This window comes from bacterium, from assembly GCA_036504735.1.
Taxonomy (GTDB): domain Bacteria; phylum Electryoneota; class RPQS01; order RPQS01; family RPQS01; genus DASXUQ01.
In genome coordinates this window covers 408,322-434,659 of record DASXUQ010000009.1, presented here as the reverse complement: position 1 = coordinate 434,659, position 26,338 = coordinate 408,322, and the positions used below count along the sequence as shown (strand labels likewise).

The following is a 26,338-nucleotide window of genomic DNA, read 5'->3' as shown; positions in this document are numbered from 1 at the left end:
CATTAGCATAGTACACATGCCCGGTCAAGAGTTTGTGATGTTCACCATCCTCGGCAATGTCGTAAAGTTCCAGCTCACCATAGCCTCCCCAGTAGCTGCAATACACCAGCGGATCAATCACCACCTCCCGCGTGGGATCGTGAGGGCCTAAGACAAACCGGTAGTTGTCCTCAGCGGTCAGGTCGTAGCGGCAGGGGATTTCGATTTGGGTGTGGTTGATGTTTTGATAGGCGAAGGGAGGTTGTTCCTTGACGGTGCCCAGCGACGTGGACAAGAGCAAACTGCCGTTTGCATCTACGGCGATAGGTGTGTCTTGGCCAGCGTATCTTAGCTGGATCTGTGTGGGATCGGCCCCGGGATGAACGTGGTAGACGGTTTCCACACCGGAAGGTGCAATGCGGTATTGTACGTCAATCCCCGGCCAGACATCCTTAGCGGTGACGCTGCGGTAGTGGCCCACACGGGATCGCCACTGGCAGCTATCACGGGACAGGAAGTAGTTGCTGTAGCTGGGGAGTTTGTCTTCACCGGTTAGAATGGGGGTGGGGTTGGCGTGGAGATAGGACAGGCGGAGGACGTGGCCTTTGATTTCTCTCGCCCGAGGTCCTTCACTGCGTTCAGGATGACAAAGTTGGTCGGGGGCGGTGCGGGGCTCGGGGGAATGCAGGTCCATCGTCATTCCGCTTTCAGTCAGAAAGTAAGCCGCGCCATTGCCCTCGTACTTGAAGGCAAACGCCCCTTCCCACTGCCCCTCATTTTGGACAAAGAAGTCCGTCTGCGGCAAGGGCGTGCCGGCAAGGGCGGCAAAACAGAGGACAAACACAACCGGCAAAAAGCGCATGGACACCTCGAGTTTGCATAAACATACCGGATATTTGCCGGATTGTCAAGTGCAGATCGGGGCATAAAACGAGACCCGCCACGCGGCGAGTCTCGTCATGTCTTTTACCCACACCCTGAGGGTGTGGAGTAGTATTCCTTCATCCTTACCTTCTCGTCGCTCGCACCTCATAAAACCGGTGGGCCATGGAATCGGGGTCGATGGGGGCCAAGGTATCGGTGGCAAAGGTGTCGGCAGTGGTGGCGATTAATTCCATAGAGGGAGAGTCGGGCTGATCTGAACGGTAGACGCGGTAGCTGTCGGCTGTGGAGACCGGAGACCAGTGCAGATGCAAACCATTCCCTTCCGGGTAGAGGACCACATTCTGCGGCGGCGCGAGCGGTGGCAGGATATGCAAGACCACCTCGAGCTTGTCCACCGCGCCGCGCTCATCAATCACCTTGACGACAAACCGGGTCACCCCCTGCTCGACCGGTGCGCCGCCCAGCATGCCGTCCGGCGACAGCAGCAATCCCGGCGGCAGATCACGCGGCATGGCGCTCCAGAAGTGCAGTGCTCCGGTGCCGCCAATGGCCGTCAGGTGCACTTCATAATGCTCGCCAATGGTGGCCGCAGGCAGCGTGTCATTCAGTATGGTCAGCGGCAGCGGCTCAGTGCTGGCCTGCTTCAGCACCCAGTCATCGGGGTCGATCTTTAAGGAGTCCGGATGGAAAGGCAGTGTCAGATAGTAGCGCTGCTGCGAGAGGAAATTGTCCACGCGGACTCGCACCGTGTCTGAACCGTGGGCAAGGCGCAGATCCAGCCGCGTCTGAAAGCTGGATTGCGGATTCGTTTGCACCTGCCGAATGCGCACGACAGTCTGCTCTTCCCCGTTCACTTCCGCGCTGCCGAAAGAGGTCACAAACTGCGGACGGTTGGTCAGGTAGAGGTAGTTGTACAGATACGGCGTGACGTTGAAGCCGACAACATCGGAAACATCGGCCAGAAATTCCTGCGTGGTGGCATTGCCGTGGGCATGGCGGGTGTGATATTCCCGCAGCGCGGCAAAGAAAAGGGAATCGTTGCGCACGAGGCCGCGTAGCATATGCAGCGCCCACGCGCCCTTATGATAGACCGTATTGGAGTTGAAGAGGTCCGCAGGATTGACCACCGGCCCGGAAGGATCGGTGACGATCAGGTTTCCGGTGGAGGTCATATAGCTGCGATAGGCGGCAAAACCGCCGAGATGCTCCATCCACAGCGCCTCGCCATAGCAGGCAAAGCCCTCGTTCAGCCAGACATCCGGCCAGGTCGCCAAAGTGACGTCGTCTCCAAACCACTGGTGCACCAGTTCATGCTGTACAATGTAATCGTAGCTATGCGTCCCCGGCGTGATGTTGCGCCCGAAGGAGGTGTTGGTCTGGTGTTCCATCGCCCCGCCGAAGCTGAACATCGTGTGCCCGTACTTTTCGTCCACAAACGGGTACTCGCCGAAGAGCTGCGCGCAAAAGTTCATCATAGCGGGCAGCACATTCCAGCTTGTCTGAGCGCGGGTCAGCCGTTCGGGATAGGCGTAATGCACGATGGGCATCGTGTCGCCAGCCAGCGTAAGATACGCGTCCGGATACGATGCGTAGTTGGTTACGCTGGCTGAAATGAGATAGGTGGAGATCGGATGCCGTTCCACCCAGGTAAACATCCGCGAAGATGGCGGAATGGCGATCACCGATTCGAGCAGGCCGTTGGAGGTTGCCGTGAGCGTGTCAGCCACAATCACTGACACGCGCACGCTGTCGGCCTTGTCCGAAACCACATTCTTGGAGGGCCACCAGTCCCGCGCACCGTAGGGCTCGGAGAGCGTCGCTTCGGTAGGGACAAAATAGCTGCCCACAGGCCGGTTGTAAAACTGCACCGACGTGTAGGGGACATTGGTCTGACAGGGTGTGCCATGATAAACTACGCGGACCTGAACCCGCTCGTCCTGCATGTAGGCCCGGTCTAACGAGATCCGCAGCAGATTGCTGTCCAGCGCAAACGGCTGCAAAGCACTTCCGCAGATGACCGAATCCACCGACAGCGCCGAGCACAAATCCAGCACCAGTTCCGTCAGCGCCGGTACTCTGCTGCGAGCATCGATTGTCACTGCGCCCGAGATGATCTGCTGATAGTAGCCGCGGAAATCCAGCGCCAGATTGTAGCAAACCACGTCAAAGTCTTCCTGCGACGCGGCGATAGGCGTGGAAGCTTCGGCGGCAAAGACCCGCCGCAGCCGCGTCGATTCCTGCTCGTGGAACTCCTGCGGATTAGCGGGCGCACCCTCGCCATCGCTCGGATCGGCAAAGACCGTTCGTTGGCTCAGCGCCAGCCCGATCAGAATAAGTACTGTAAAGAAAAGAGTTTTCAAGGCGCGATATGCAGCTCGTGGTATAACAACATCAAGTCAAGTCCTAATTATCTATATTAAATATAGTACAGGAATAGTGCGTACGCAAGGGCTCCGGCTGTGTTTTGCAAAATCGCAAGCTGTCCGGAACTGACTGAATTTGGGTCTTGACTTTGGCTTTCTTTTATCGTATATTTACGATAGACGATTTGATCACAAACGGAATCTGAAATGGAAGCATCGGAAAAACAAGTGGCCGAGACTCTGGACGAAGAGCTGGCCCGGTTGGCCAAAGCCTTGGGACACGCACACCGCGTGGCCATTTTGCGATTTCTGCGGTCATGTGCCGCCTGCATCTGCGGCGACATTGTGGAGCAGATGCCGATTGCTCAGTCCACGGTTTCCCAGCATTTGAAGAAGCTGAAAGCGGCAGGCTGGATTGACGGGGAGATTGAAGGGCCGCGCACATGTTATTGCATCAACGACGCGGCGCTGGCGCGATTTCGCGAACTCATCGAAATACTGGAAAGACCTACTGTTTATAAGACCGGGAGAGAGACTATGGAACCGACGGAAGATGTCCGCACGGTGGTGCGGGAGCGCTATGCACAGGCAGCGGAGAACAGTGGTTCGCTGTGCGGCTGCGGTGGCACGTGCTGTGGCGGCGCGCAGGATGTGGATGCAGTGGCGCAGAAGATCGGCTACAAGCTGGAAGATCTGAAAGATGTTCCAGCCGGCGCTAATCTGGGCCTCGGCTGTGGCAATCCTCTTGAATATGCACAGGTTAAACCCGGGGAAACCGTACTGGACTTGGGGTGCGGCGCGGGCTTCGACTGCTTTCTGGCCTCGCGCGAGGTAGGCCCCGAAGGGCATGTGATCGGCGTGGACATGACTCCGCAGATGCTGGAGAAGGCGCGCCACAATGCCGCCAAGACCGAGTGCACCAACACGGAGTTCCGCTTGGGGGAAATTGAGCATTTGCCGGTAGCGGACAACAGCGTGGATGTGATTATCTCCAACTGTGTGATCAACCTCTCGCCCGACAAGCCTCGGGTCTTCGGCGAGGCACTACGGGTGCTGAAACCGGGCGGCCGCCTGCTGGTGTCGGATCTCGTGCTGCGTCGACCGCTTTCGGAGAAGTTGAAGAACTCAGTGGAGGCCTACGTGGGCTGCGTGGCAGGAGCCTCGATGAAGGAAGACTATCTGACGCTGATGCAGGAAGCAGGTTTCCGCAACATTACGATTGTGGATCAGAGTGTGTATGATGTGGGCTTGGAAGTGATTGGCGATGATCTGCGCACCGAGGCTTTGGAAGCCGTGGTCTCAATCAAGGTTCGCGCGGTGAAGTAATAGATGGATGGTCGTAGAAAGACACTCTGTGAAACGGGCCGGGCACTTTTGTCCGGCCCGTTGCGTATCAGGGAAGTGCTTTTTGCCTGCACGGCAAAGTTGAAATGCTGTTTGCGAATGCTCTGCCTTCGGGTAATTGCTTACTGCGGGAATCTTTATAATAGCATACCTTTGATCTGCATATGTGACATAGTTTTTGCAACCGGATTCTTTGCTTTAAGTTTGTGGAAGCGAATATAGAAAACTGTTTTATCTGATTCCCTGAGAAAGATACCCTTTATGCAAGCTGTACAAGACACTCTTTCGCCTGCGGAGGCTGGAGCAGCCGCTCCCGTAGCCACTCCGTTCAAGACCTGCAATATGTGCCACACTGTCTGGGAGGACCGGGAGAGTTTTGTCTCCGATCCGACGCTCGCCCTGAACGGGTATCAGGCGTTTTTCGACAACCCGGACGAAGGGTTGATTCTGTTTACCCATCGCGTTGAAGGCTGCCTCTCGACCTTGGCCCTGAAGGCTCGGGCCTTTCGGCCACTCTACAAGGGGCCGCACGAGGATTTCCTGAATGCCGGCGCGGAGAGTTGCTCCGGACACTGTAGCGATCACCGCAACCTTGAAGGCTGTCAGGCCCGCTGCAGCATGCGCTGGGTCCGGGATGTCCTCCAGTTGCTGCGCGCCCATCGCACATACTGAGCGGCTTCACCCCTTCTCAAAAATACCACTGGCCAGACAACATGTCTGGCCAGTTTCTTTTATGCATTCCGCTTTTCGGTCTGTACTTACCTCGGCCACCGCTCGACAGTGGTGACCTGATAGAAGCGTGTTGCCGCGTCCGGCGGGGTAACTTGTACCGTAGAATCGAAGGCAAAGGGAACAGTGGTGGTCAGAATGTGCTGCACGTTCAGCATATCCGGATGATCGGCGCGGTAGATATAGTAGCTGTCAGCCAAAGCCACGGCCGGCCAGGCCAGACGCACGCGGCCATCCGATTGCAGATAGACGGTCAGATGCTCCGGAGCCATAATCGGCGAGAGGACCACCATCGAGAAACCAACCGTGTCGGCGCTGCTGGTGTTCGCCACGCGCACACGGAACGAATAGGTTCCGGCCTGGCTGGGGTTACCGGCGAGGAGCCCATTGGCGGACAGCGAAATATCCGGCGGCAGGGATCCGGAGAGGATGCTCCATGTACGCGCCGAGGTTCCGCCACCGACTGCCACCAGCGTATCTGCATAAGGGATCCCCACCATTCCCGAATCCACAACGTCATTCAAAATAAGCAGCGCGGTCGAGTCCATGTTCTGAACCGTCTTCAGCACCCAGTCATCCGGATCGATGACAAGCTGCCGGGCAATGGGCGCGAATCCTAAATTAAAATGGTAGCGCTGCTGCCATTCGGAATTCTCCACTCGCCGCCGGGCCGTGTCCTGAGCGTTGGCAAAGCGCAGATCCAGCCGTGTGCGGAAGGTCGTATCCACGTTGGTTTGGGTCTGCCGGATGCGCACAATGGTGTGCAGTTGACCATCGAGAATGCCGGTCTCGATGGTGGGGCGAAACCGCGGGCGGTTGGTACGGTAGAGGTAGGTGTGGACATACGGCTCCAGATCGTACCCCGCCACGGTGGACATATCCGCCAGAAACTGCGCCGTGGTGGCATTGCCGTAGTTGTGCTGCTCGCCGTAGTAGCGCATGGCAGCAAAGAAGAGGGAGTCGTTATGCATCACGCCACGCAGCATGTGCAGAATCCACGATCCCTTGTTGTAGACGGTATTGCCGTCGAACAGCGGGTTCGGATTGTACACCGGGCCGGAGGGGTCCGACACCCCGTTGTTGCCCAAATTCGTTTCGTAATTGCGCAACGCCTGAAAACCGTTCAAGTGCTCCACCCACAATGCTTCCATGTACGAGGCAAAGCCCTCATTCAGCCAGATATCCGGCCACGTGTCGCACGTGGTGCGGTCTCCCCACCACTGGTGAGAGAGTTCATGCAATTCGATCCAATCGTAATAATGGTCGCCGGTGGTGATCTGGTAGCCGTAGAAGGTGTTGGTCTGGTGCTCCATGCCGCCCGACCATTGGAAGTTCGTCATGCCGTATTTTTCGCGCACGAACGGATACTCGCCGAAGGTGTTGGCCAAAAAAGTCACCATCTGCGGGCAATTGCTCCAGGAGACCTGAGCGTTGGACAGATATTCCGGATAGGGATACATATCCATCGGCATGCTGTCGCCATTGAGGGCTACGTACCATTCGCGGAAGTGGGCGTAGTTGGTGGCGGCAAAGCAGATCAGGTAAGTGGATAAGGGGTAACTGTGGAACCACGTGAACCTCCGCGAAGAGGGCGGCACGGTGACCGTGGATTCGAGCAGCCCGTTGGAGGTGACCGTCACCGTGTCGGCTACCGTAACGGTAATCCGCGCGCTGTCGGCCTTGTCGCCGACGACATCCTTGCAGGGCCACCAGTCGCGCGCGCCGAAAGGCTCGGAGAGCGTGGAGACGGATGGCACCAGATGCCCGTTGACGTTGCGGTCATAGAAGGAATAGGAGGGGTTCTCGTTGGTCAGGCAGGGCGTGCCGTGCCACACGACGCGCACGTTGACCGTCTGCCCGATAGGATAGACGCGGTCCATGGCGACGGTGATCTGGCTCAGCGTGGTATTGCGCGTAAAGGTGCTGGGCGCGCCCGCGCAGTAGACCGAATCCACCGTCATGGTGGCGCAGAAGTCCAGCACCATTTCATTCAAATCGGCGGCCAGGCTGCGAGCGGTAATGTTCACTGCGCCCGACATCTGGTGGGCCGAATACGCGCGCGCGTCGATCCACAGATCGTAATAGGTGACATCGTAATCATTCTGCGTGGAGGTGATCGCCTGCTGTTGCTCGGCCTCGATCCCCCGCCGGATGCGCGCTGCTTCCCGCTCATGGAATTCACGCGGATTGGCCGGCGGAGCATTGTCCGCCGAATCCACGGCCAGCGCCACCGCACCCGCCAGCGCCAGCAGCACAACCACCCACAATCCTGTTTTCACTTTCATGCCGTTCTCCTTGAAGTAAAGCTGAAATCTAAAAGCTGAAAGCTGAAACCCGCTCTTCTTTCCTACTTCTCTTATCCCTTATCCCTTAGCACTTATCCCTTCTTCAGTCTCCCGTAGGGATAATCCCCCTCTTCTCCACCATCAGCATCACGGTGCGTTTCAGGGCGCGCGTGCGATGCATAATCCCCTTGGGCACTACAAACCCCTGTCGCGGCGCAAGGGCGACCACTTGATCTTCGAGATCAATCAGCAGTTCCCCTTCCACCACATAGAAGAACTCGTCGTCCTCATCGTGCTTGTGCCAGTGGTACTCCCCCTCCACCACGCCCACCCGCACTACCGAGTCATTCACTTCGCACAATGTCTGATTGAACCACTTATGTCGGTTCGCATCGGACAGCGCCTTCTCATCGATCACTTCGAGCGGCGGATAGAGAATATCAAGCCGCGTGACGTAGGGATAATCGTTGGGATTGGACATGGTAGACTCCGAAGAAAATAGGAAATTTGAAATAGGAAAGCAGAGGGAAATCTGTTTCCTTTCTGCTCTCTGCTCTCTGCTTTGTTTCCTATTTCCTATTTCTCATTTCCTGTTTTCAATTCGCTTCCCGGATAGTAATAATCCAGAATCTGCGCCACGCTCCAGCCGTTTTGGGCCATGGCGACGGCACCGAGTTGGCAGAGGCCCACGCCGTGGCCCCAGCCGCCGCCTTTGAGGGTCAGCGTATCGCCGTGCTCATCGACTACAAAATAGGAGGACGGCAAATGCGAGGGTGAGAGTGCGCGGCGGATGTTCAGCTCGCCGTAGATCGTGCTGCTGGCCGCCTCGCCTTCGATCTCCAGAATCAGAATGCGGCCCGACTTGCCGCGCTGCCGGACATGAAAGGCTTTGATCGCGCCCAGATTGCGGCCCGTCTTTTCGGCCAGCAGTTCTCCCCATTCGGCGCGGGTGCGTGAGAACTCCCAGCGGAACAGCGGGTCTTTGTCCCACGGATCCGGATAAGGATACACCTCGCCATTGCACCAGGCGGGCGGCGGATTCAACAGAAAGTTGCGGGCTAAGATTTCATTCGACAGGTCGTCGCCGTCAAAATCGCCGCAGGTACGCACTGCAAAATAGTCCGGCCCTTCCTCCCCCCACGCGGCCTCGTAGCGTTCACTGATTCCACCGCAGGATTTGGCATAACGGGCGTCCACAACACGGAAGGATGAAATAAGAATCTGGCCGGCGGTTTCGCGGACGGGAGCGATGACGGCGTTGGCTTCGCGTTTGACGCCTTGATAGCATTGACAGTGGTCATCATTGCAGACGTCGAAACCGTCGCTGTGATGGTGGCGGTTAGCGGTGGCCAGCACCGTGGATCGCGCGCAAATCGCCTGCGCCTGCGAAAAGGCCGGCGGCAAGTCGCTGCGCATTTCAGAGCCCACGGCGCTCTCCAGATAGGTTTCCAGCGGCAAGCAGTTGGCGGCGGTGAGGCCGAGGCCGCCCGGATGGAACAGATGCAGCTCGCCGCGATATTCAAGCTGCTCCTTGCGCTCCCAGTGGAAGCCACGGCCAATGGGCACATTGTAGAGCCAGAACACCGACTCAGGATTGAGCGGCGTCGCCCGCATCTCCATCACGCGCGCCGAAAAGTCGCCGATGCTGACCTCGAACATCTCCTGGGCTGTGGCCGTGTCCAGCCGCACCACGGCAAAGCCCAATGGGTTCAGCCCCTCAATGCAGCGTAAGGCGCTTAGCACCTCATCGGCATCCTGCGGCGTGCCGAGCTTGACCACCGGCCACCAGACACGGTTGTCATAGGGCGGCCACTGCTTGCCCGCTTCCACGATTTCCAGATCGAAGGCTTTGCCCGACTCGCGCACGGCATGCAGGACCTGCTCGGCATGGTGCAAGGAGAGTGATTCAGCCAGACGGACGCCGTAGCGCTGCTCACGCTTGCCCTTCTGGGCGCGGACTTCAAAATGCCCGGCGGTGGTGTCTAAGGTCATGCTGCGGCAGCAATCGGTGCGGCACTCGATGCGGAAATCGCAGATCAGTTCACCCGTAATTACGGGTTCATCCCACAGGAGGCCGACGGAAACGGTACGATTCATGTCAGAAGGCTTCATTCAAGGAGAGGTAAAAGGCATCGGAGCGCTGTCCCCACGCCTTGTCGAGGCGCAGGCACACTTTGTCCTTGGGCAGAATTACCCAGCGCAGACCGCCGCCGAGCGAGTGTTTGAAATTGGGCCGGGAAAAATGCGAGACCTTGTCCGCGACGTCACCCGCTCCGGCAAACAGTCCGCCGCGAATCTGCCAGATCAGCGGAAAGCGGTATTCGATCTGCGCCGTGAGTACATTCATGTCGCGGAAGCGGCCATAGTTGTAGCCGCGCAGGCGGTACTCATTGCCGATGGACGGCAGTTCGGTAAACGGCGGAGATCCTCCCTCAAACGTGGCGCATCCCTGCACGGCCAGAACATGCGAGCCATGCAGCGAGCGGTAAGCGCGCAGATCGAGGTTTAAGCCGCGGTAGTTGCTGCTCGCGCCGAGGCTCTTATGGGACAGGCCGAACTTGCCGAACAGATACACGCCGCGCCCGGGCGAGAAGGTATTATCGCGCGAATCATAAAAGATACTGGCGCCGGGTCCGGAGACCACCTCGTTACGGTCTTTGAGGCCGGCGCGGTCGAGCGCCCGCCCCGGTTCCACCCGCAGCAGCCGAACCGAACTCAGCGCATAGTGCAGTCCCACGCCGAAGGTTTTGGTCAGCTTCTTCTGCACACTGACATCCGCGCTGTATTCGCGCGGCGTGTAGGTTTCTTTGTCGCGCTGCGAGGTGTGGTTGCCGATCCCCCAGTACGAATCCGGCCAGCGGCGCATCTCCAGTTCCGCCACGGTGTGCCACGGCCCGAGGTACAGATCGGGATTCAGATAGACGCGGAACTGGTCATTCTGGCTGTAGGTTGCCAGCGCGACAATTGTCGAAGGCCGCGCAGTGTCGATCCGCGCGATAATCCCCGTCACAAATCCCGCCAGCCACTGCGTCTCCGGCGCATAGCCGATGACCGGCACAGGAATAATGCTGATGCGTTTGGGCCGTTGCGTGGTCGTGGTATTAATAAATGTGCTGTCCGCCGCAAGAGCGGAGGAAGCGATCAGAAAGAAAAGAAGAAAGCGAAAGAACATCTGCTACGGTCTCACAATCATCGATGCAGTATCTTGAGCGTTCAGGTCGTGAAGGAGCTTGTCTAATTGCTTGCTGAAGGAATCGTGGCTCTTCCACTTTCGAAAATCGGCTACAACACGGTTCTTGATCACATACTGGAGCTTGTGATTCCACCCGTCCAGCAAGTAATCGTCAATCATGATCGGGAATAGGACGCGCTCTTGGTAGCGGCGCTTGGCAAAGTCCTCATAATCCAACTCACCGCGTGCCACTTTCTCCTCGTCCTTCACCTTCCGAACGGCTTCCTCTTCCTCGCGCTTAAGCCCCTCCTCGATCTCGTCAATGACGGGCTGGCTATTCAGCGAGTTGTAGGAACAGACGATGACGAGTTTGTCGTAGAGGCGGATGGCCTTATCAATCTCGTGTCTTAGCGATTCACCTGTGCGTGCGGTTTCCGGGAAGTACCAGCAGCGAACACCGGAGTCTTGCAACTTGTCGTAAAGGTGCTTGACGAAGGCATTGTCCTTGGAAGAATGGCTGAGGAAGCAGGTGTAGTATTGGATGGGTGATTGGGCAAGGGATTTGGCGTATGCGATAACGTGATCGGGGAGGCCGCAGCCGCGCAAGAAGATCTCGGAGATGTTACCTTGCGAATTCAACAACGTATCTACGCCAATCGTTGATGGTCCTTCGTGTACCACCTTCTCTAAACCGGACATGCCTCGTAGATCAACATCAGCCATGACGGTTCCGCCGAATTTCGCTCCTCCGACTTGAGTGTTAGAGAACCAACAATTCAGAAAAACCGTTTGTGCCAATTCTGCATGGCAAAGAACGGCGTCATCGAATAGGCCTGTGTCAAAAACTGTCGTAATGACTTGTGCGCCAGTAAGGTCCACCCCACGAAGGGCTACATCAGCGAGTTGTGCCCCGTTCATAGAAACGTGGCACATTTGGGCATCATCAAGATCTACGTCCCAGAGGGCGGCGCCACTAAGGTTCGATCTTGTTAAGTTCGCACGTTGCAGTTTACAGTGGACAATATCCGCATTCTGAAAGTTTGCGCCAGAAAGATCTGCCTCTCGCAGATCAATGGCTTCGAATTCAGCTCTTGAAAGGTCCAATTTCTGTTTCGGGTGGGATACTCGCCAAGAACTAATCGCCGCGGTTCCCTTATTGACAATCTTCACATGTTCCGGATTTGCCATTTCCCAAATCCTCAGTAAGTTTCAGGACAGCGCATACGCGAACACCGCAGCGGCTGTCACGAGGTTCAGACTCTCGGCGCTGCCTTGCGGGGCAAGGGTGATGCGGTCGGTGCAGAGGGCGGCGACGTCGTCGGACAGTCCCCGGGTTTCGTGGCCAAGGACCAGCACTACGGGCGGCTTCAGATTCAGTTTGCCATGCAGCGGCTCGCCACTGTGGGCCACGGTGGCCACGCTGGAGCCGGGCCATTCCCGCAGAAAGGCCGCAATGTCCACGTCGGTCTGCACGGGCTGATGGAAGAGACTGCCCATGCTGCCGCGCACTACCTTGGGGTTCCAGACTTCGGCAGACTCCGGACCGAGCAGCAGTTCTATTGCGCCGAAGAAATCCGCCACGCGGACCAGCGCGCCGCAGTTGCCGGGATCGGAGACCTTTTCGCAGAGAATCGCCAGCTTTCCGGCGCGGGGCGGCAGTTGAAAGACGCGCGCCACCGCCACGATTCCCTGGCTGCTCTCCACCGTGGAGATCCGGCCAAAGGTCTCGCTGTTCACCGTGAACACGGGAAATCGCGGGCGCGAGCCGAACTCCTCCTGCCACTTTTCGACTTCGGAGGCCAGCACCAGCACCGCCTCAAGGCTTACACGGGCGCGCAGCGCTTCGCGCACACAGACGTCCCCTTCAATCAGAAATTCGCTGTGCTCGCGGCGGAATTTCTTCTGTGTGAGGCTGGACCAGTCCGAAACTTGCTTGCGCGTGGGCGCGGAATAAGGTTCGATCATTAATGGGTCGGTGTAGAGCCGGTTTGCTGTTGAAAGTAGGCGTAGAGTGCATCGTAGACGATGAATTCCCGCTCCAGAATCTCGTGGTCATCCTTGAGGCCGATCAGGCGGAAGCCCTTGGCAATGGCCTTGATCCCCGGCGCTTCGGGCCGCCCAAACAGATCCACCTCCACGTCGGCCCCATGCACGACCTTGGCCATAAGTTGAATGGCCGGATCTTCGAGACGGTACTTGGCCACAATCGCCTCGAAGCTGCAGTGCCCCACATGGTGGCCGAGTTCCACTCCGGCCACGTCGAAGGGCGTGGCATTCTCCTTTTTGGCGGCTTCCATCACCTTATCGGTCGGGACAAACAGGAACTCCGCGTCGGCATCCACAAATTTCTTAATTAACCACGGGCAGGCCACGCGGTCTACCATCACATGCTCACGGGTAATCCATTTCATCGTGTGCACCCTTTATGAATAAGAAGCCAATGCATAAATCCGCGCCGCCTAATCGGGCGGCAGCACGCCGTTCATCAGCAAAGCCAGCAATAGACACCCCAGCGCCAGGCGATAGACAATGAACAGATAGGTTGAACGCTTCCGCAAATAGTTCAGCAGAAAAGCGATGGACGCATAGCCGACGACGCCAGACACCACCGTGGCGACGATCAGACCGGTCACGCCGGCCTCGGTGGAGAGCAGCATGTGGCGCTGTTTGATCAGTTCGAACAGTCCCGCCGCCAGCACAGACGGCAGTGAGAGCAAAAACGAGAACCGCGCCGCGGTTTCGCGGTTCATGCCCACCAATAGCCCGCCGGTAATGGTGGTGCCGCTGCGCGAGGAGCCGGGCACCAGCGCCACCGCCTGCGCAAGCCCCGTGAACAGTACATCTTTCCACGACAGTGTGTCCATGCGCTTCAACTCTCGGGCATGCGCGACGCGCCAGCGGGCGATGATCTCGGCAGCCATCAGCGCCAATGCCAGCACGATCATCGAGCCGGCAATCACATACAACGACCGCCACTCGCTTTCGATAGACTTTTTGAACAGCACGCCCAGAATGACCACCGGAATGGTGCCCAGCACAATCATCCAGCCCAGTTGCGCGTCGCGGTCCCGCAGCGGTTTGCCCGCGGCCAGTCCCCCCACCACACCCGTAATCATGCGCGCGATGTCGCCCCGGAAATAGAAGAACACGGCCAGCAATGTGCCGAATTGAATCACCGCCGTAAAGGCCGCGCCGGGGTCGCTCCAGCCCACCAGCGCGGGAATAATCCGCAGATGGGCGGTGCTGCTGATGGGAAGAAATTCGGTCAACCCTTGAATAATGCCCAGAACAATGGCTTGCAGAATACTCATCGTGTGGATGGCGCCATGAGAAAGGTGAAAGAAGCAATAAGACTGTTTTCAAGAAGCAGGCTTTCCTGCGCCCAATCGGTCTCGCCAGAGCGAAGCCGGGTCAGAGGTGCGATTCGGGACAGGGTTTGGGTTCGATCTGCAGCGTGCAGTGAGTAATCCCGTACTTCTCTTTCAGGAGATCCTGCGCGGCACACAGCGTGGAATCCGGGTCACATCCGCTGGCGGGAAGCAAATGCGCCGTTAGCATCGGCTCGCCGCTGCCGATCAGCCAAACGTGTAAGTCATGGCACGATTCCGCTTCGGTCAGACCGTTCAGGTCGTTGCGAAGCGCCTGAAGATCGATATGCGGCGGCGAGCCTTCAAGGAGAATGTGAATCGCACTCCTTAACAGGGTCCACGTGCTGAAAAGAATCAGCACGCTGATAATAATGGACGCCGCCACGTCCACGATGGTCCACCCGCCAACCCAAATCGCCACACCGGCAAGAATTGCGCTGACCGATCCCGCGGCATCCGCGACAAGGTGCAGGAAGGCGGCTTTCACGTTCAAATCATCATGCTGATGCGCATGCAGCATCCAGGCCGAAGCCAGATTGGCCAGCAGGCCGGCAACGGCTACGGGCAGCATGATGTACGCGTTCACCGTCTGGGGATGCGCAACGCGCTGCAGGGCTTCGAACACGATGAACCCCACCACCACCCAAAGCACGAGACCATTCAGCAGTCCGGACAAAACCTCAATCCGGCCATAACCGTAGGTTCGCTTTGCGTTCGCGGGTCGCAGCATGGCATAGGAAGCCCAGAGCGCAACTCCCAGCGCGGCCACATCCGAAAGCATATGACCCGCATCCGCGAGGAGTGCCAGAGAGCCACTGATCCAGCCGCCAATCACCTCGATGATCAGGAAGGCCGCATTCAGCCAGAAGGCCCAGACGAGAGCGCGTCGCCGCTTTTCCGTATTCGCCGCGTGCTCACGCTCGCCGGCGTGGTGCGTATGATTAGGATGCATGAGATCGGATCATGATGTTTTCAGGAATCCCGCCTTCCACAGGCCGATGCCGCCGATCAACGCGACGACGTACCCAAGGATCGCTAAGGGGGGATTCAGCAGCAGTTGGTAGCCAATGCCCAGCGTCAAGCCGAACACCAGCGCCATGCCCCAGGCAAAACCCCAGAGCGGGGTCGAGACCTTTTCGGGTTTCGGCGTCACCTGACCGTTGGCGCGCATCCATGTCCGTACCGCGCCCCACACGCCCACGGGCCGCGTGCGGCGGTAGAATTCGGCCAGGGCTTCCATCGGCGCGGGTTTGGTCAGATAGGTGACGGCAACCCACACCACCATCGAACCGAAGGTGATGATCAGCAACCGCCCCCCGTAGCTCAACGGCACGCCGAGCAGCGCCAGCGTGAGCACGCTGGAAGCCACCATCGCCGAAATTTCGCTCCACGCATTGATCCGCCACCAGAACCAGCGCAGCACATAGACCGGCCCTGTTCCCGCGCCGAAGGCGATCACGAATTTGAAGGCGTCGGTCACACTCTCCGTCCACCACGCCGCCAGCGCCGCGCCGATCACCACCAGCACGGTAGCCACCTTGCTCATCCAGAGATAGTGATGTTCGCCGCGATTCTTGACCAGATAGGAACGGTAGACGTCATGCACCAGATAGCTGGCTCCCCAGTTCAGATGCGTGGAGGTGGAACTCATGAAAGCCGCCAGCAGCGAAGCGATCATCAACCCTTTGAAGCCGAAGGGCAGAATGTCCATCATCAGTTTGGGATAGGCCATCTCGGGATCGGCAATCGTCGGATAGAGAATCAGCGTCGCCAGCGCGGCGATCACCCACGGCCAGGTGCGGAAGGCCAGATTGGTGAGACTATACCAGAGCGTCGCCAGCAGCGCGTGCTTTTCATTCTTGCAGGAATTCTGCCGCTGAATCACCTTGCCGCCGCCGTCGGAATTGACATTGGCCCACCACGTGACGGCAATGTAGGTCATGAAGCCGGTGAAGGCCGGCGTCCAGAAATCCCCGCTGAAGAAGCCACCTTGCCCCGGCGCCGGCGCCATGCGCAGCAGGTCGGGATTCGTGACCGCTTTCATCGCGCCGTCTTTCAAGGCCGCCAGTCCCCCCACCCTGTCCACGGCAAACACAGCTAAGATAATCGCGCCGATCTGCGCAATGGCATACTGCACCAGGTCCGTTAAGGCCACACCCCACATGCCCGAGAGCAGCGTGTAGAAAAAGGCCAGCCCGGTAAAGACGAAGATGGCAAACGGCTTATCCCAGCCGAGGGCGACATTGGTGATCTTGTACATGGCCAGAATAATCCAGCCCATCACAATCACGTTAATGGGCAGCGCCAGCCACAGGCCGCGAAACACGCGCAGAATCCGCGAGGCCGTGCCCGAACCATAGCGCACCTGCGTCAGTTCCACGTCGGTCAGCACCTTGGCCCGCCGCCACAGCGGCGCCAGAAAGAACGTGGCAAACAGAGAGCCGATGCCGAAGCACCACCACTGCCAGTTCTCATAGATGCCCATCGTGCGCACCAGCTTGGTGACATACAGCGGCGTGTCGCACGAAAAGCTGGTGGCCACCATTGAGGTCCCGGCAATCCACCACGGCAGCGCCCGCCCCGCGAGGAAATATTCCTCGGTAGACTTGTGCGCCCGCCGCGTCATGATAATGCCGACCACCAGGCTCAGCACATTGTAGGCGATAATAATCGCCCAATCGAGAGAATTTAAATTAGCCAAGGGAAAATGCTGAAATTCTGAAACGCTGAAAGGCTGAAATGAAGACCTAAGGACGGCCTACGGGCGGGCTCCTGCCCGTTCATCACGTATTACTAGTCCGCACCCTCCGGGTGCGGGTGAAAGAGGGATTCCAAAATTTGTGACTTCCTGACGGCGCCACGGAAGGATCTTAGGTTTGGGGAGCGAGCTGTCGTATGCAGCCTGAACGAAGGGCATATGTGTATTTGCGCTTGAGTCTTGGCACCCATTCGTTCTCATTCGTGCCCGGCGGTTCCCGGACTAAACTTTACAGGCCTCTGCAATGCACCGGAAGTCGCTTCGACAAGATCGGTGTGGATTTCTACGAGCATGGCGTATCGCTCATCCCAAAAGTACTTTAGGTAGCTGTGCGTCTGAGATTTTACAGTTGCATGGAGGAAATCGCCGACCTTTCCCAAGTAGGTACGCGCCTTCTCTTTGGTAAGTACCGTGTACTTCAACTGAGTGTACAATGCAGGTTCCTGATCTGGACTCTGGCTCAAACCAACTAGCAAAGAGTGTTCTGTCATCGCTTGATCGTCAGCAGAGAGAAGGGCGGCAATCATCTTCTCTGGATTCTGGTTCCTTCGCTTGGGCTTCGGCTTCGCTCCCATTATGTTCTCATAGCGACTTAGAAGGTACGACTCTATTGCGAACCGTAATTCGAGTGCACAGTAGATCAACGGAATGGCATTTCGGCCATCCTGCTCCCATGCAAGAAGGTGATCAGCAGCCCTCTCCAGGCAACTCCATTGATCCCAGTGTGTCTTCATTATCGTCATGTTCCTTTCCACGCCCTATCCCCCAATCTCATATAGCTCTCGATAGAAGTCAAGGCGGTCTTCGACCTCGCCGCCATCCTCGCTAGTTACGGTTTGATAGCAGATCAGATAACGACTGCGCGGGTTCATGTTTTGTTCGCGGAGAACATCCTCGCCGCGCTGGTCTCGCGAGACCGCACCGACAGCGCGAGGATCTTCATCCGCGTCGAGGATCAAATAGAAGGCAGGCGCGCGAACCGTTGATCTTGGGCCGAAGGGATATGGCCCACTCCAAAGATAGCCCTTGGCGTTGAACACGATTCCTCTCTAACTTTTTTTCTGAAACAGGAGCAGCTTTCGATCTGGTTATCTGCCTGAGATCTTTCCGGAGTACCGTCAGGACGAAAAGGCCAAGATCCTTCTGTCTTTCACCCGCACCCGGAGGGTGTGGAGTAGTAGCGGTGGGGCTGCGTTTCGGCCGGGTTGTGTAAGCAGTGCAGGTCCGTTCGCAATTCGGCTCAACCGGGCTCGGCGGTGCTGTTCAGGCTTGGCGGGCGATGCAATCAGCCCCTACCGCCGCTCTTCTTTCCTATTTCCTATTTCCCATTTCCTATTTTCTTCAAAACAGCCCCGGTTTTCCCAGCGCCCGCCGTGCCAGTCCGATCTGGCCGACGTGGTAGGCTTCGTGGCAGATGAAGCTGCCGATGCGGTCGGTGAAGGTGCCGCCTTCGGGCAGATGGGGGAACTGCTTGGCCGACTCGCCGAGGCGGGGCTCGAAAGAGTGCAGCGTGGCGGTGACGGTCTCGAGCGACTCCTGCAACAGCCCGTTCAGCTCGGAGAGCGGCTTGGCGCCGGCGGGGAAGTCCTTGGGGTTGCGGTCATACACGGCAAGCCCCTCGCCCCAAACGGGCGCGGCCCCGAGATCCCGCAGCAGAAAAGACCGGGTGGCAATCAGATGGCCCAGCAGATAGTTGATGCAATTGCCCTGCGCCGCCGGGGGGCACAGGCTGTCTTCCTGAGAAATGTCCGCCAGTGTACGCACCAGAATCATCTGGTTAAAGCGGAACTGGTTGAGAAGGTTTTGGGAAGTCATGGAGGGGAAAATTAGAAATTGAAAATGATAAATTATAAACTGAAGAGGTCGGCGGGTTCATCCTTCATCCTTCCGCCTTCATCCTTTCTTACGGGTTCATCTGCACCCGCAGCGTATCCAGCTTGGGGTTTTCGGTCCAGGCGGAGACAAAGGCGGTCAGCTTGTGGATGCCGACACCCTTCTTCTGTTCAAAGACGACCACCGAGTCCGCATTCTCCAGGCACTTGACGGTGGTGTCATGGGCGGCAAGGCGCACACAGAGCTTGCCGACCTTTACCCGCTGTTTGCTGTCCCGTCCGGCAGTGGTGTAGGCAATGCCGGTGGATTTCTGCCAGAACCAGCCGTAACTGGTTTCCACCTCCACATGCAGCCACGGCAGCGGCTTGGCGCTGTCAGCGGGAGCACTATTTGCGGGAGCAGAACTTTCGGCCTTCTCTTGACTGTGTCCAAGGGCCGCCAGCAGACCAAATAGTATAACCAATGCGGAGAAGATTCTCAAACGGGAGTTCATATTTGTTGCCTCAGTAATTCTTCAGGATGTTCGGACGGTACCCCCCTTTTATCCCCCCTTATGCTAAGGGGGGAGACAACTCATCCTTCCCCCTTTGAAAAAGGGGGAATCAGAAGGGGGTTCGGAATTGGCATCCCTTAAAGATAAAACATTCCGCACCAAAGGCAACGAAGATGTCCCAAACAATTCGAGCATCTCTCGGCATTGTATTGCCTTTGACACGGGAATTTGCTAATTTTGGAACGTGGAAATAGTTGCGTTTTGCTTAAATTGCAAAATGCTGAAAATCAATACCCTACAATCTGAGTGAGCCGATCATGCACGACAAATTATTTATCCCCGGACCCTCAGAGGTCCGTCCCGAACTCCTCGCCGCTGTGGCCTCGCCGCAAATCGGCCACCGCACCCAGAAGTACAAGGATCTGCACGGCGCCCTGATCCCGATGCTGCAGAAAATCCTTTACACTGAACAGGATGTCCTCCTCTTCACCTGCTCGGCATCCGGAGTTATGGAAGGCAGCGTCCGCAACCTGTGCCAGAAGAAGGTTTTGACCACGGTCAACGGCGCCTTTTCCAAGCGCTGGTTCGAAATCAACAAGTTCAACGGCATTGCCGCCGACAAGATCGAAGTCCCCTGGGGCCAGGCCGTCAGCGCCGAGGCGATTGACGCCAAGCTGGCCACCGGCGAGTATGATGTGCTGTGCATGGTCTTCAACGAGACCTCCACCGGCGTGCGCGCGCCCATCGAAAAGGTCGCCGCCATGATGAAGAAATACCCCAATGTCATGTTCTGCGTGGACGCCGTCTCGGCCATGGCTGGCGACAAGATCGAATGCGACAAGCTTGGCCTCGACGTCTGCCTCGCCGGCACTCAGAAGTGCTGGGGCCTGCCCACCGGTCTGTGTGTGACGATGGTGTCGAATAAGGCCATGGAGCGCGCGGCGCAGGCCAAGGCTCCCGGCTACTATGTCAATTTCGTGGACGCCAAGAAGTACAATGACAAGGCTCAGACCCCGCACACTCCCGCTATCCCCATTATCTTCGGTCTGAAGGCCGCCTGCGACCATATTCTGAATGAAGAAGGCCTCGAAAACCGCTGGGCGCGTCACCTTGCCATGGCCAAGGTCGTGCGCGAGTGGGCCGTCAATGCCGGCTTCGAACTCTACCCCGAGAAGGGCTTCGAATCCAACACCTTGACCTGCATCAATAACACGCTGGGCATTCCCATCGGCGACCTGAACAAGGCGCTGTCCAAGAAGTACCATGCGATCATCTCCAATGGCTACGGTGATCTGAAAGAGAAGACCTTCCGCATCGCCCACATGGGAGACTGCACCATGGCCGAGATCAAGGAACTGCTCGGCTGGCTGGATGAACTGATTCCCGTGGTTGCCAACGGCGCCGCCGTCAAAGCCTAAGAAACAGACTCTGAGCAAGGGCACGGCACAACCACCGTGCCCTTGCTCCACTCTGACTACGGCTCACAGCTCGCTCGGCGTGATTGTTGTCATACGCATATCAGGAGATGCAATGAGATACCTTTGCATGGCAATTCTCCTTCTGGTTAGCCTTCCGCACCCTTTACGAAGCCAGACCGCGAAAGCCCAGGGTACCGTGAGAATTCAGAATGTGGAAACATTCTTCTCTCGCGTCATTTCCCTGAAGACCGACCCTGAAAGAAGAGAGTTCGAGACAAAAGAGGAATTCGAGAAGCGCCTGTCGAAAACCGTGGACACCTCTATAGTCTACTACATTCCATTAGGCACTGCGGGCCTCATTTCGAAATCGTACACCTACGATCTTGAATCGCAAGTTCTCGAGTTTCATGGCGGAGGAAATCCCGACCGTAGGCCGACAGACTACCGAGGTATAGAAGGCGATCCGATCTTAGTCAGAAACGTGATTGAGAATAGAGGATCTTACAAGGGATCCAACGCGTACGGCGCGTCAGTGACAGTGAAAGAGGTGTGGTCGCACGATTACGTGCTTAACGTGAATGGTCTTCGCTCACTTCCAGACAGCATCTATGATTATGGCACTCACACTATGAAGCTCGCCCTTCATAGACCGCCTAAGGAAGCTGAGAGATTGAGCAAGACGATCAAACTCGCTGTGGGCGTCAAGCTTTGGAGTGCTAATAACAGTGCCATGGAGTGTGTAGACGTTCTCAGGCCCAAGTTTGATAACCCTATCGACGCGGGTTTTTTCGTGCACTGGGTCGACGCGAGGTTCGTAGATATAGTTCTCTATGACCCACTCACAAAGCGAGTGGTAACGAGATTCACACCGTAACTTCACCGGAGGAACGATGCAACGCGCTCTTCTTGCCCTGTTGTTCCTTTCGTCGGCGCTCTTTGCCCAGCCGCCGCGCGGGCCGTTCACGGTCTTTGAGACCGGCAGCTATGCGCGGATGAGCGATCTGCATGTCACGCTGCGCAGCGCGGATACGGCGGATGTCTTTTATGCTTCTCAGAATACGGTCTATCATCTTGCGGTCACGCTGCAGGACGGCCAGATGTTTGCCGGGCCGCAGGAACTGGCAATGGAAGGCCAGAACTGGACGCGGCAGATCTGCGACGCCGTCTGGACCGGAGCGGACTGGGCGGTACTGGTCTATGACACCACGGCCGAGTTCAACCGCACGCTCATCTACCGCGGGCTGGATACTCCCGGCGACGGCGAAATCGTGGCCGCGGACCGCACCCGTCCCACGGGACTGCCCTATAGTGAAGGCAGTTACAACTATTCCCTGCATCTGGCGCCGCGAGTCGGAGGTGGATTCGTGGCCGCATGGCTGAATGCCTGGGAGTATGTGGTGACTCAAGGCGGTGCACGGGAAGCCGGCGTAAGCTGGCTGGGCATGGACTATCCGCCGGATACCGCCGCGGTGCGCATCGGACATGATGATTTCGGGCGGGACTATGACGCCATGTTGATCCGCTCCGTGCGCGCGGATTCGGTGCTGGCCTGCGGCATATCCACCCTCGACAGCACGGCCATGTTGCGCCACCTGTCCCCGTTCTTTGAGCCGCCAAGTGTCTGGAACCGGGAATACGCCTGCTGGGCGCCCCATCCGGTCGGCTTTCTGGCCACTCCCGGGGGTCGGCTGTTTGTGCTGGCCAATGCCGACAGTGCGCGGCTGATGGAACTCAGAAATGAGACCAGTCTGTTGCGCCAGACAACCCGCGGCGTGCCCCACAGTTTTGCCGGAGACCGCAACTACGGTATGGCGTGGCTGTCCGGAGGGGCCACGGAACTCTACGTGATGCGTGTGGACACCAGCGGCGGGATGTTCTACCTGCCGGGACTGCTGGCCACGCCGCGCAGTGGTTTTCATCTCGGAGAATCGACCTTGGGCATGGCCACAGATGGCTTTCTGGCCAGTGTGTGGCTCGAAAACGGCGTGCAGGACACCAGCCGCGTCCAACTGCGGATCATTTCTCTGAGCCCCTACGCGATCCTCGATGCAGGATCTTCCTTCATCCCTCATCCCTCATCCTTCATCCTTTCTTCCAGCCCCAATCCTTTTAATGGCACGTTGCGCATCGAGTACACGCTGCCGCATGCGGGGCCACTCGAACTGAGCATTTACAATGTGCTCGGTCAGAAGATCGAGCAGCTTATCAGCGGCCCTCAGATCGCGGGATCCCACACACTGATGTGGACGCCGCAGTGCGGCACGGGGATTTATTTTGTCATGCTGAAGTCCGCGGACGCCGTCCGCACATCGAAAGTGGTCTACCTGAAATAACGTCAAGGAGGAACTCATGCTACGCTTAGTTGCTGCTTTAGTGTTCCTGTCGACGGTTGCCTTCTCGCAGCCCTTCACCGGACCTTTCACGGTGACCGAACTGACCACCATGGCCACCATTTCCCAGCCGCATCTGACCTTGCGCAATGCGGACACGGCGGATGTATTCTATCAGATCGCCGACACGGTATTTCATGCCACGGTGTTGCTGCAGAACGGGCAGGTGGTGGCGGGACCGGAAGCGTTGACGACGCATGGCTCCGGCTGGACGCGCTGGCTGGCCGACGTGACCATGACGAGTTCGAGGTGGGTGGCACTCGTTTACGACACCACGTCCGCGATCAATCAGACCGTTATTTATACGGGTGGAGATGCCGCAGACACGGGCAGGGTCATCGATTCGGGAAACAACTGGTGTGACAACAGCCCATGGACGTATGCCAGCCGCCATGTTTCGCCAGTGCTCGCGCCGCGAGACAGCGGCTATGCCGCTGCCTGGATTGATTATTGGGATGTCCGCACACCGCAACAGCAGGAAGGCGGCATTAGTGTTAGTGGCGAGGATTATCTGTGGTCAGGCGAGGTGGCGCAGACGTTGAACTATTTTCAAGGACCAAGAGACCGTCTTATGATCCGCTCGATTTCACCGGACTCTCTTATTGCCCTTGGTTCGGATCCATCGCTGTTCCTGCTTCTGCCGCACGAAATGGTGCAACCACCGCCCACCCCACTGGATTGCCCGGCAAATGTCGTGAACTTTTTGCGCACGCGCGCCGCGCATACCCTCGTACTTTGCGCTTCGGACAGGGCACGCCTCTATGAAGTTGTTGGGCAGAGTGCTCAAGCGCGCGCTACCACGGAAGGCTTGCCCCTCGCTTCCGCGTCCCATCCCGACTTCGGCATGGCGTGGCTCGCCGGCGGCATCGGGGACTGGTATTTGTTCCGCGCGGACACGATGGGCGCGATTTCGTCTCTTCCGGGTTTGCTCGCCGAACCGCAAGCGGGTTACCTGATCTCGGAGGCCGCATTGGCCATGACCGGTAACGGCCTGATCGCCGCGCTGTGGGTCGAATACAGCCCGCTCGATTCCAGCACCGTTTCTCTGCACCTTGCGTCCCTCGGCTGGGATACTCCGCTGCAATCAAGTGATCGGCATTCCAGCCTTCATCCTTCAGCCTTCAGCCTTTCTTCCAGTCCCAATCCGTTCAACAGTGAGGCGCAAATCGAGTACAGTCTGCCACAGGCGCAGAAGATCGTTCTTTCCGTCTACAATCTGCTGGGGCAAAAAGTGGCGACATTGTTTGACGGGATGCAGGCCGCAGGCACGCACACACAGAGCTGGTCTCCGGCGGGAGCGGGCGGAATCTACTTTGCCGTGCTGAAATCCGGACAGACCACACGCACGCTTAAGCTGGCCTATCTGAAGTAACAAAGAGCTATGCTTCCCGCCCACCCGCCAGCGGCTCAGGATCTGTTCGACCGCTACCTGTCTCTGTTGGGCGTCACGCGCCGGGCTCCCGGCTATGCGGCTCTTACCGAACTGGTGCGGGCGCATCTGCGGCGCGTGCCGTTCGAAAATGTTTCCAAGCTCTTTTACAAAAAGCGCTACGGTTGGCGGGGCTTTCCGGATCTTGACCGGTTCCTTGCGGGGATCGAGGCCTTTCACTTCGGCGGCACCTGCTACGCCAACAATGGCCATTTCCATTCCCTGCTGCGCCATCTTGGCTATGACGTGACATTGTGCGGCGCGGACATGAGCGCGCCGGATGTGCACGTGGTCAGCCTCGTACGGACGGAGGGGCGAGAATTTCTGGTGGATGTGGGCTACGGTGCGCCGTTTCTGGACCCCCTGCCGCGCGATCTGCCCGCAGACGTTGTGATCATCCATGGCGAGGATCGCTATGTGCTCGCGCCGCAGGACGCAGCGGGCCGGTCGCGGCTGACCCTGCGTCGCCGTGGCGAACTGCGGCACGGCTACACCGTGAATCCTGCGCCGCGCGCAATCGCCGATTTCTCTGCCGTAATTGCCGATTCCTTCTGCCCCGACGCAACCTTTATGAACGGCGTGCTCATCGCCACGTACACACCCGGCGGCTCGCGCGTGCTGCACAATCTGGAAAGCCTCGAAATGGCGGGCGGGCAGACCATCCGGCGCACCCTTACGGGCCCTGAGGCCGTGGCCGAAGAGGCCGAGCGCCTCTTCGCCATTCCCCGCGCCGTTGTTGCCGAAGCCCTGACCGAAATCCCGGCCTTCCGCGACGTGTGGGAATGACACGCCCTCGGCTTTTCCCTTTGCGGCGGCAAACAGTCCGCACCGCGATCATGGCATCATAGCCCAGCAAGCTGGGCAACTACTTTCGGATTCTTCCGTTCATCACTCATCGTTTCTCGTTCATCGTTTGACTTTTACCCCCGTTTCATAACCCAACTGGGAAACACTTACCATGGAAAAAATTCTCATTACGGACGGCATGGACAAGAATGCCGTGGCCGAACTGAAGAAGCTCGGCTTTGACGTCACCGAACAGTTCTTTCCCGAGCCGGAACTGATCGAGAACATTAAGAAGTTCGACGCGGTTGTCGTGCGCTCGGCTACCAAAATTACCAAACCGGTGCTGGACAATGCCAACGGTCTGAAGCTCGTCATTCGCGGCGGCGTGGGCGTGGACAACATCGAAGTCGCCCATGCCAAGAGCAAGGGTATTGAAGTGCGCAACACTCCCGGCGCGTCCAGCGCGTCCGTGGCCGAACTGGCCCTCGGCATGATGTTCGCCTGTGCGCGGCAGATCCCACAGGCCGATGCCTCTACCAAGTCGGGCAAATGGGAAAAGAAGGAATTCGGCAAGGGCATCGAACTGGGCGGCAAGGTGCTGGGCCTCATCGGCATGGGCCGCATCGGCGCGCAGCTTGCCCAGCGGTGCGCGGCCCTCGGCATGTGGATCATGGCCTATGACAAATTCCCCGAAGCCGTCAAGAACCACGGTTTCCCGCTGGTCTCCAAGCAGGAAGTGCTGGAGCAGGCCGACTTCATTTCCCTGCATATCCCCTTCGACAAGACCGTTGGCCCGGAAATCGGCGCGGCGGAATTTGCCCTGATGAAGCAGGGTGTGGTGCTGATTAACTGTGCCCGTGGCGGCACGGTGGATGAGGAGGCGCTGATTGCCGCCCTCAACAGCGGCAAGGTCCGTGGTGCAGGCCTCGATGTGTTTGTCGGCGAGCCCAATCCCCGCCGCGATCTGGTGGAGCATCCCAAAGTCATCGTCACCCCGCACATCGGCGCCGCCACCGGCGAAGCCCAATCCCGCGTCGGCGGCGAAGTGGTGGAAATCCTCAAGGACTACTTCAAGAAATAGGCAACGGACTGAACGGCGCGCCGGT

Annotated in this window: 24 protein-coding genes; 8 read left to right on the top strand and 16 right to left on the bottom strand. The window is 58.0% G+C overall.

The features are described from left to right. Both VGL38_09330 and VGL38_09325 read right to left on the bottom strand, forming a co-directional pair. A partial coding sequence (locus VGL38_09330; GenBank protein HEY3295631.1) for a hypothetical protein occupies window positions 1-841 on the bottom strand: 841 nt, incomplete at its 3' end. 145 nt (window positions 842-986) lie between these two features. After that, a complete protein-coding gene (locus VGL38_09325; GenBank protein HEY3295630.1) occupies window positions 987-3,224 on the bottom strand; it encodes a M1 family metallopeptidase in 2,238 nt (745 codons plus the stop codon). Between the two features lie 210 nt (window positions 3,225-3,434). Here VGL38_09325 and arsM point away from each other — a divergent pair, with 210 nt between their 5' ends. Together arsM and VGL38_09315 are read left to right on the top strand one after the other, a co-directional pair. After that, window positions 3,435-4,553 (top strand): arsenite methyltransferase, encoded by a 1,119-nt coding sequence (gene arsM, locus VGL38_09320; GenBank protein HEY3295629.1) that lies wholly within the window; start codon window positions 3,435-3,437, stop codon window positions 4,551-4,553. Window positions 4,554-4,832: 279 nt separating this feature from the next. After that, complete coding sequence (locus tag VGL38_09315; protein ID HEY3295628.1) at window positions 4,833-5,243, top strand: hypothetical protein; 411 nt, start codon at window positions 4,833-4,835, stop codon at window positions 5,241-5,243. 86 nt (window positions 5,244-5,329) lie between these two features. On the opposite strand, the gene VGL38_09310 is transcribed toward VGL38_09315, so the two are convergent. From VGL38_09310 to VGL38_09245, 14 genes are all read right to left on the bottom strand, one after another. Continuing rightward, window positions 5,330-7,585, bottom strand: a complete 2,256-nt coding sequence (locus tag VGL38_09310) for a M1 family aminopeptidase (GenBank protein HEY3295627.1) — start codon at window positions 7,583-7,585, stop codon at window positions 5,330-5,332. Window positions 7,586-7,688: 103 nt separating this feature from the next. Beyond that, entirely contained in the window at window positions 7,689-8,066 is a 378-nt protein-coding gene (locus VGL38_09305; protein HEY3295626.1) for a cupin domain-containing protein, read from the bottom strand. Window positions 8,067-8,161: 95 nt separating this feature from the next. After that, the gene (locus VGL38_09300; GenBank protein HEY3295625.1) at window positions 8,162-9,682 is read right to left on the bottom strand and encodes a SpoIID/LytB domain-containing protein; all 1,521 of its coding nucleotides are present in this window, start codon (window positions 9,680-9,682) and stop codon (window positions 8,162-8,164) included. A 1-nt stretch (window position 9,683) separates the two neighbouring features. Next, a complete protein-coding gene (locus VGL38_09295; GenBank protein HEY3295624.1) occupies window positions 9,684-10,757 on the bottom strand; it encodes a BamA/TamA family outer membrane protein in 1,074 nt (357 codons plus the stop codon). Window positions 10,758-10,760: 3 nt separating this feature from the next. After that, window positions 10,761-11,945: a toll/interleukin-1 receptor domain-containing protein gene (locus tag VGL38_09290; protein HEY3295623.1), complete on the bottom strand. Its 1,185-nt coding sequence runs from the start codon at window positions 11,943-11,945 to the stop codon at window positions 10,761-10,763. Window positions 11,946-11,966: 21 nt separating this feature from the next. Then, complete coding sequence (locus VGL38_09285) at window positions 11,967-12,722, bottom strand: RNA methyltransferase (GenBank protein HEY3295622.1); 756 nt, start codon at window positions 12,720-12,722, stop codon at window positions 11,967-11,969. Beyond that, a complete protein-coding gene (locus tag VGL38_09280; GenBank protein HEY3295621.1) occupies window positions 12,722-13,168 on the bottom strand; it encodes a chromate resistance protein ChrB domain-containing protein in 447 nt (148 codons plus the stop codon). Before VGL38_09280 ends, VGL38_09285 begins: the two co-directional genes overlap by 1 nt. A gap of 48 nt (window positions 13,169-13,216) precedes the next feature. After that, on the bottom strand, window positions 13,217-14,068 hold the full coding sequence (gene uppP / locus VGL38_09275) for an undecaprenyl-diphosphatase UppP (protein HEY3295620.1): 852 nt from the start codon (window positions 14,066-14,068) through the stop codon (window positions 13,217-13,219). A 100-nt stretch (window positions 14,069-14,168) separates the two neighbouring features. After that, window positions 14,169-15,077, bottom strand: coding sequence for a cation diffusion facilitator family transporter (locus tag VGL38_09270; GenBank protein ID HEY3295619.1), 909 nt, complete (start codon window positions 15,075-15,077; stop codon window positions 14,169-14,171). 9 nt (window positions 15,078-15,086) lie between these two features. Next, window positions 15,087-16,826, bottom strand: a complete 1,740-nt coding sequence (locus VGL38_09265) for a sodium:solute symporter family protein (protein HEY3295618.1) — start codon at window positions 16,824-16,826, stop codon at window positions 15,087-15,089. Window positions 16,827-17,080: 254 nt separating this feature from the next. After that, on the bottom strand, window positions 17,081-17,626 hold the full coding sequence (locus tag VGL38_09260) for a hypothetical protein (GenBank protein HEY3295617.1): 546 nt from the start codon (window positions 17,624-17,626) through the stop codon (window positions 17,081-17,083). Window positions 17,627-17,641: 15 nt separating this feature from the next. Beyond that, on the bottom strand, window positions 17,642-17,923 hold the full coding sequence (locus tag VGL38_09255) for a hypothetical protein (GenBank protein HEY3295616.1): 282 nt from the start codon (window positions 17,921-17,923) through the stop codon (window positions 17,642-17,644). A 301-nt stretch (window positions 17,924-18,224) separates the two neighbouring features. Beyond that, window positions 18,225-18,698: a DinB family protein gene (locus VGL38_09250; GenBank protein HEY3295615.1), complete on the bottom strand. Its 474-nt coding sequence runs from the start codon at window positions 18,696-18,698 to the stop codon at window positions 18,225-18,227. Between the two features lie 88 nt (window positions 18,699-18,786). Beyond that, window positions 18,787-19,209, bottom strand: a complete 423-nt coding sequence (locus VGL38_09245; GenBank protein HEY3295614.1) for a hypothetical protein — start codon at window positions 19,207-19,209, stop codon at window positions 18,787-18,789. 317 nt (window positions 19,210-19,526) lie between these two features. Between VGL38_09245 and VGL38_09240 the strand changes: the two genes are divergently transcribed. From VGL38_09240 to VGL38_09215, 6 genes are all read left to right on the top strand, one after another. Beyond that, the gene (locus VGL38_09240) at window positions 19,527-20,627 is read left to right on the top strand and encodes an alanine--glyoxylate aminotransferase family protein (GenBank protein HEY3295613.1); all 1,101 of its coding nucleotides are present in this window, start codon (window positions 19,527-19,529) and stop codon (window positions 20,625-20,627) included. A gap of 127 nt (window positions 20,628-20,754) precedes the next feature. Next, complete coding sequence (locus VGL38_09235; GenBank protein HEY3295612.1) at window positions 20,755-21,501, top strand: hypothetical protein; 747 nt, start codon at window positions 20,755-20,757, stop codon at window positions 21,499-21,501. Window positions 21,502-21,517: 16 nt separating this feature from the next. Beyond that, entirely contained in the window at window positions 21,518-22,960 is a 1,443-nt protein-coding gene (locus VGL38_09230) for a T9SS type A sorting domain-containing protein (GenBank protein ID HEY3295611.1), read from the top strand. A 16-nt stretch (window positions 22,961-22,976) separates the two neighbouring features. Continuing rightward, window positions 22,977-24,389 carry a T9SS type A sorting domain-containing protein gene (locus VGL38_09225; GenBank protein ID HEY3295610.1) on the top strand — a complete coding sequence of 471 codons (1,413 nt, stop codon included), beginning with the start codon at window positions 22,977-22,979 and terminating at the stop codon, window positions 24,387-24,389. 9 nt (window positions 24,390-24,398) lie between these two features. Next, window positions 24,399-25,232, top strand: a complete 834-nt coding sequence (locus tag VGL38_09220) for an arylamine N-acetyltransferase (protein HEY3295609.1) — start codon at window positions 24,399-24,401, stop codon at window positions 25,230-25,232. Between the two features lie 172 nt (window positions 25,233-25,404). Continuing rightward, window positions 25,405-26,313, top strand: a complete 909-nt coding sequence (locus VGL38_09215; protein ID HEY3295608.1) for a D-2-hydroxyacid dehydrogenase — start codon at window positions 25,405-25,407, stop codon at window positions 26,311-26,313. Window positions 26,314-26,338 lie beyond the last annotated feature (25 nt).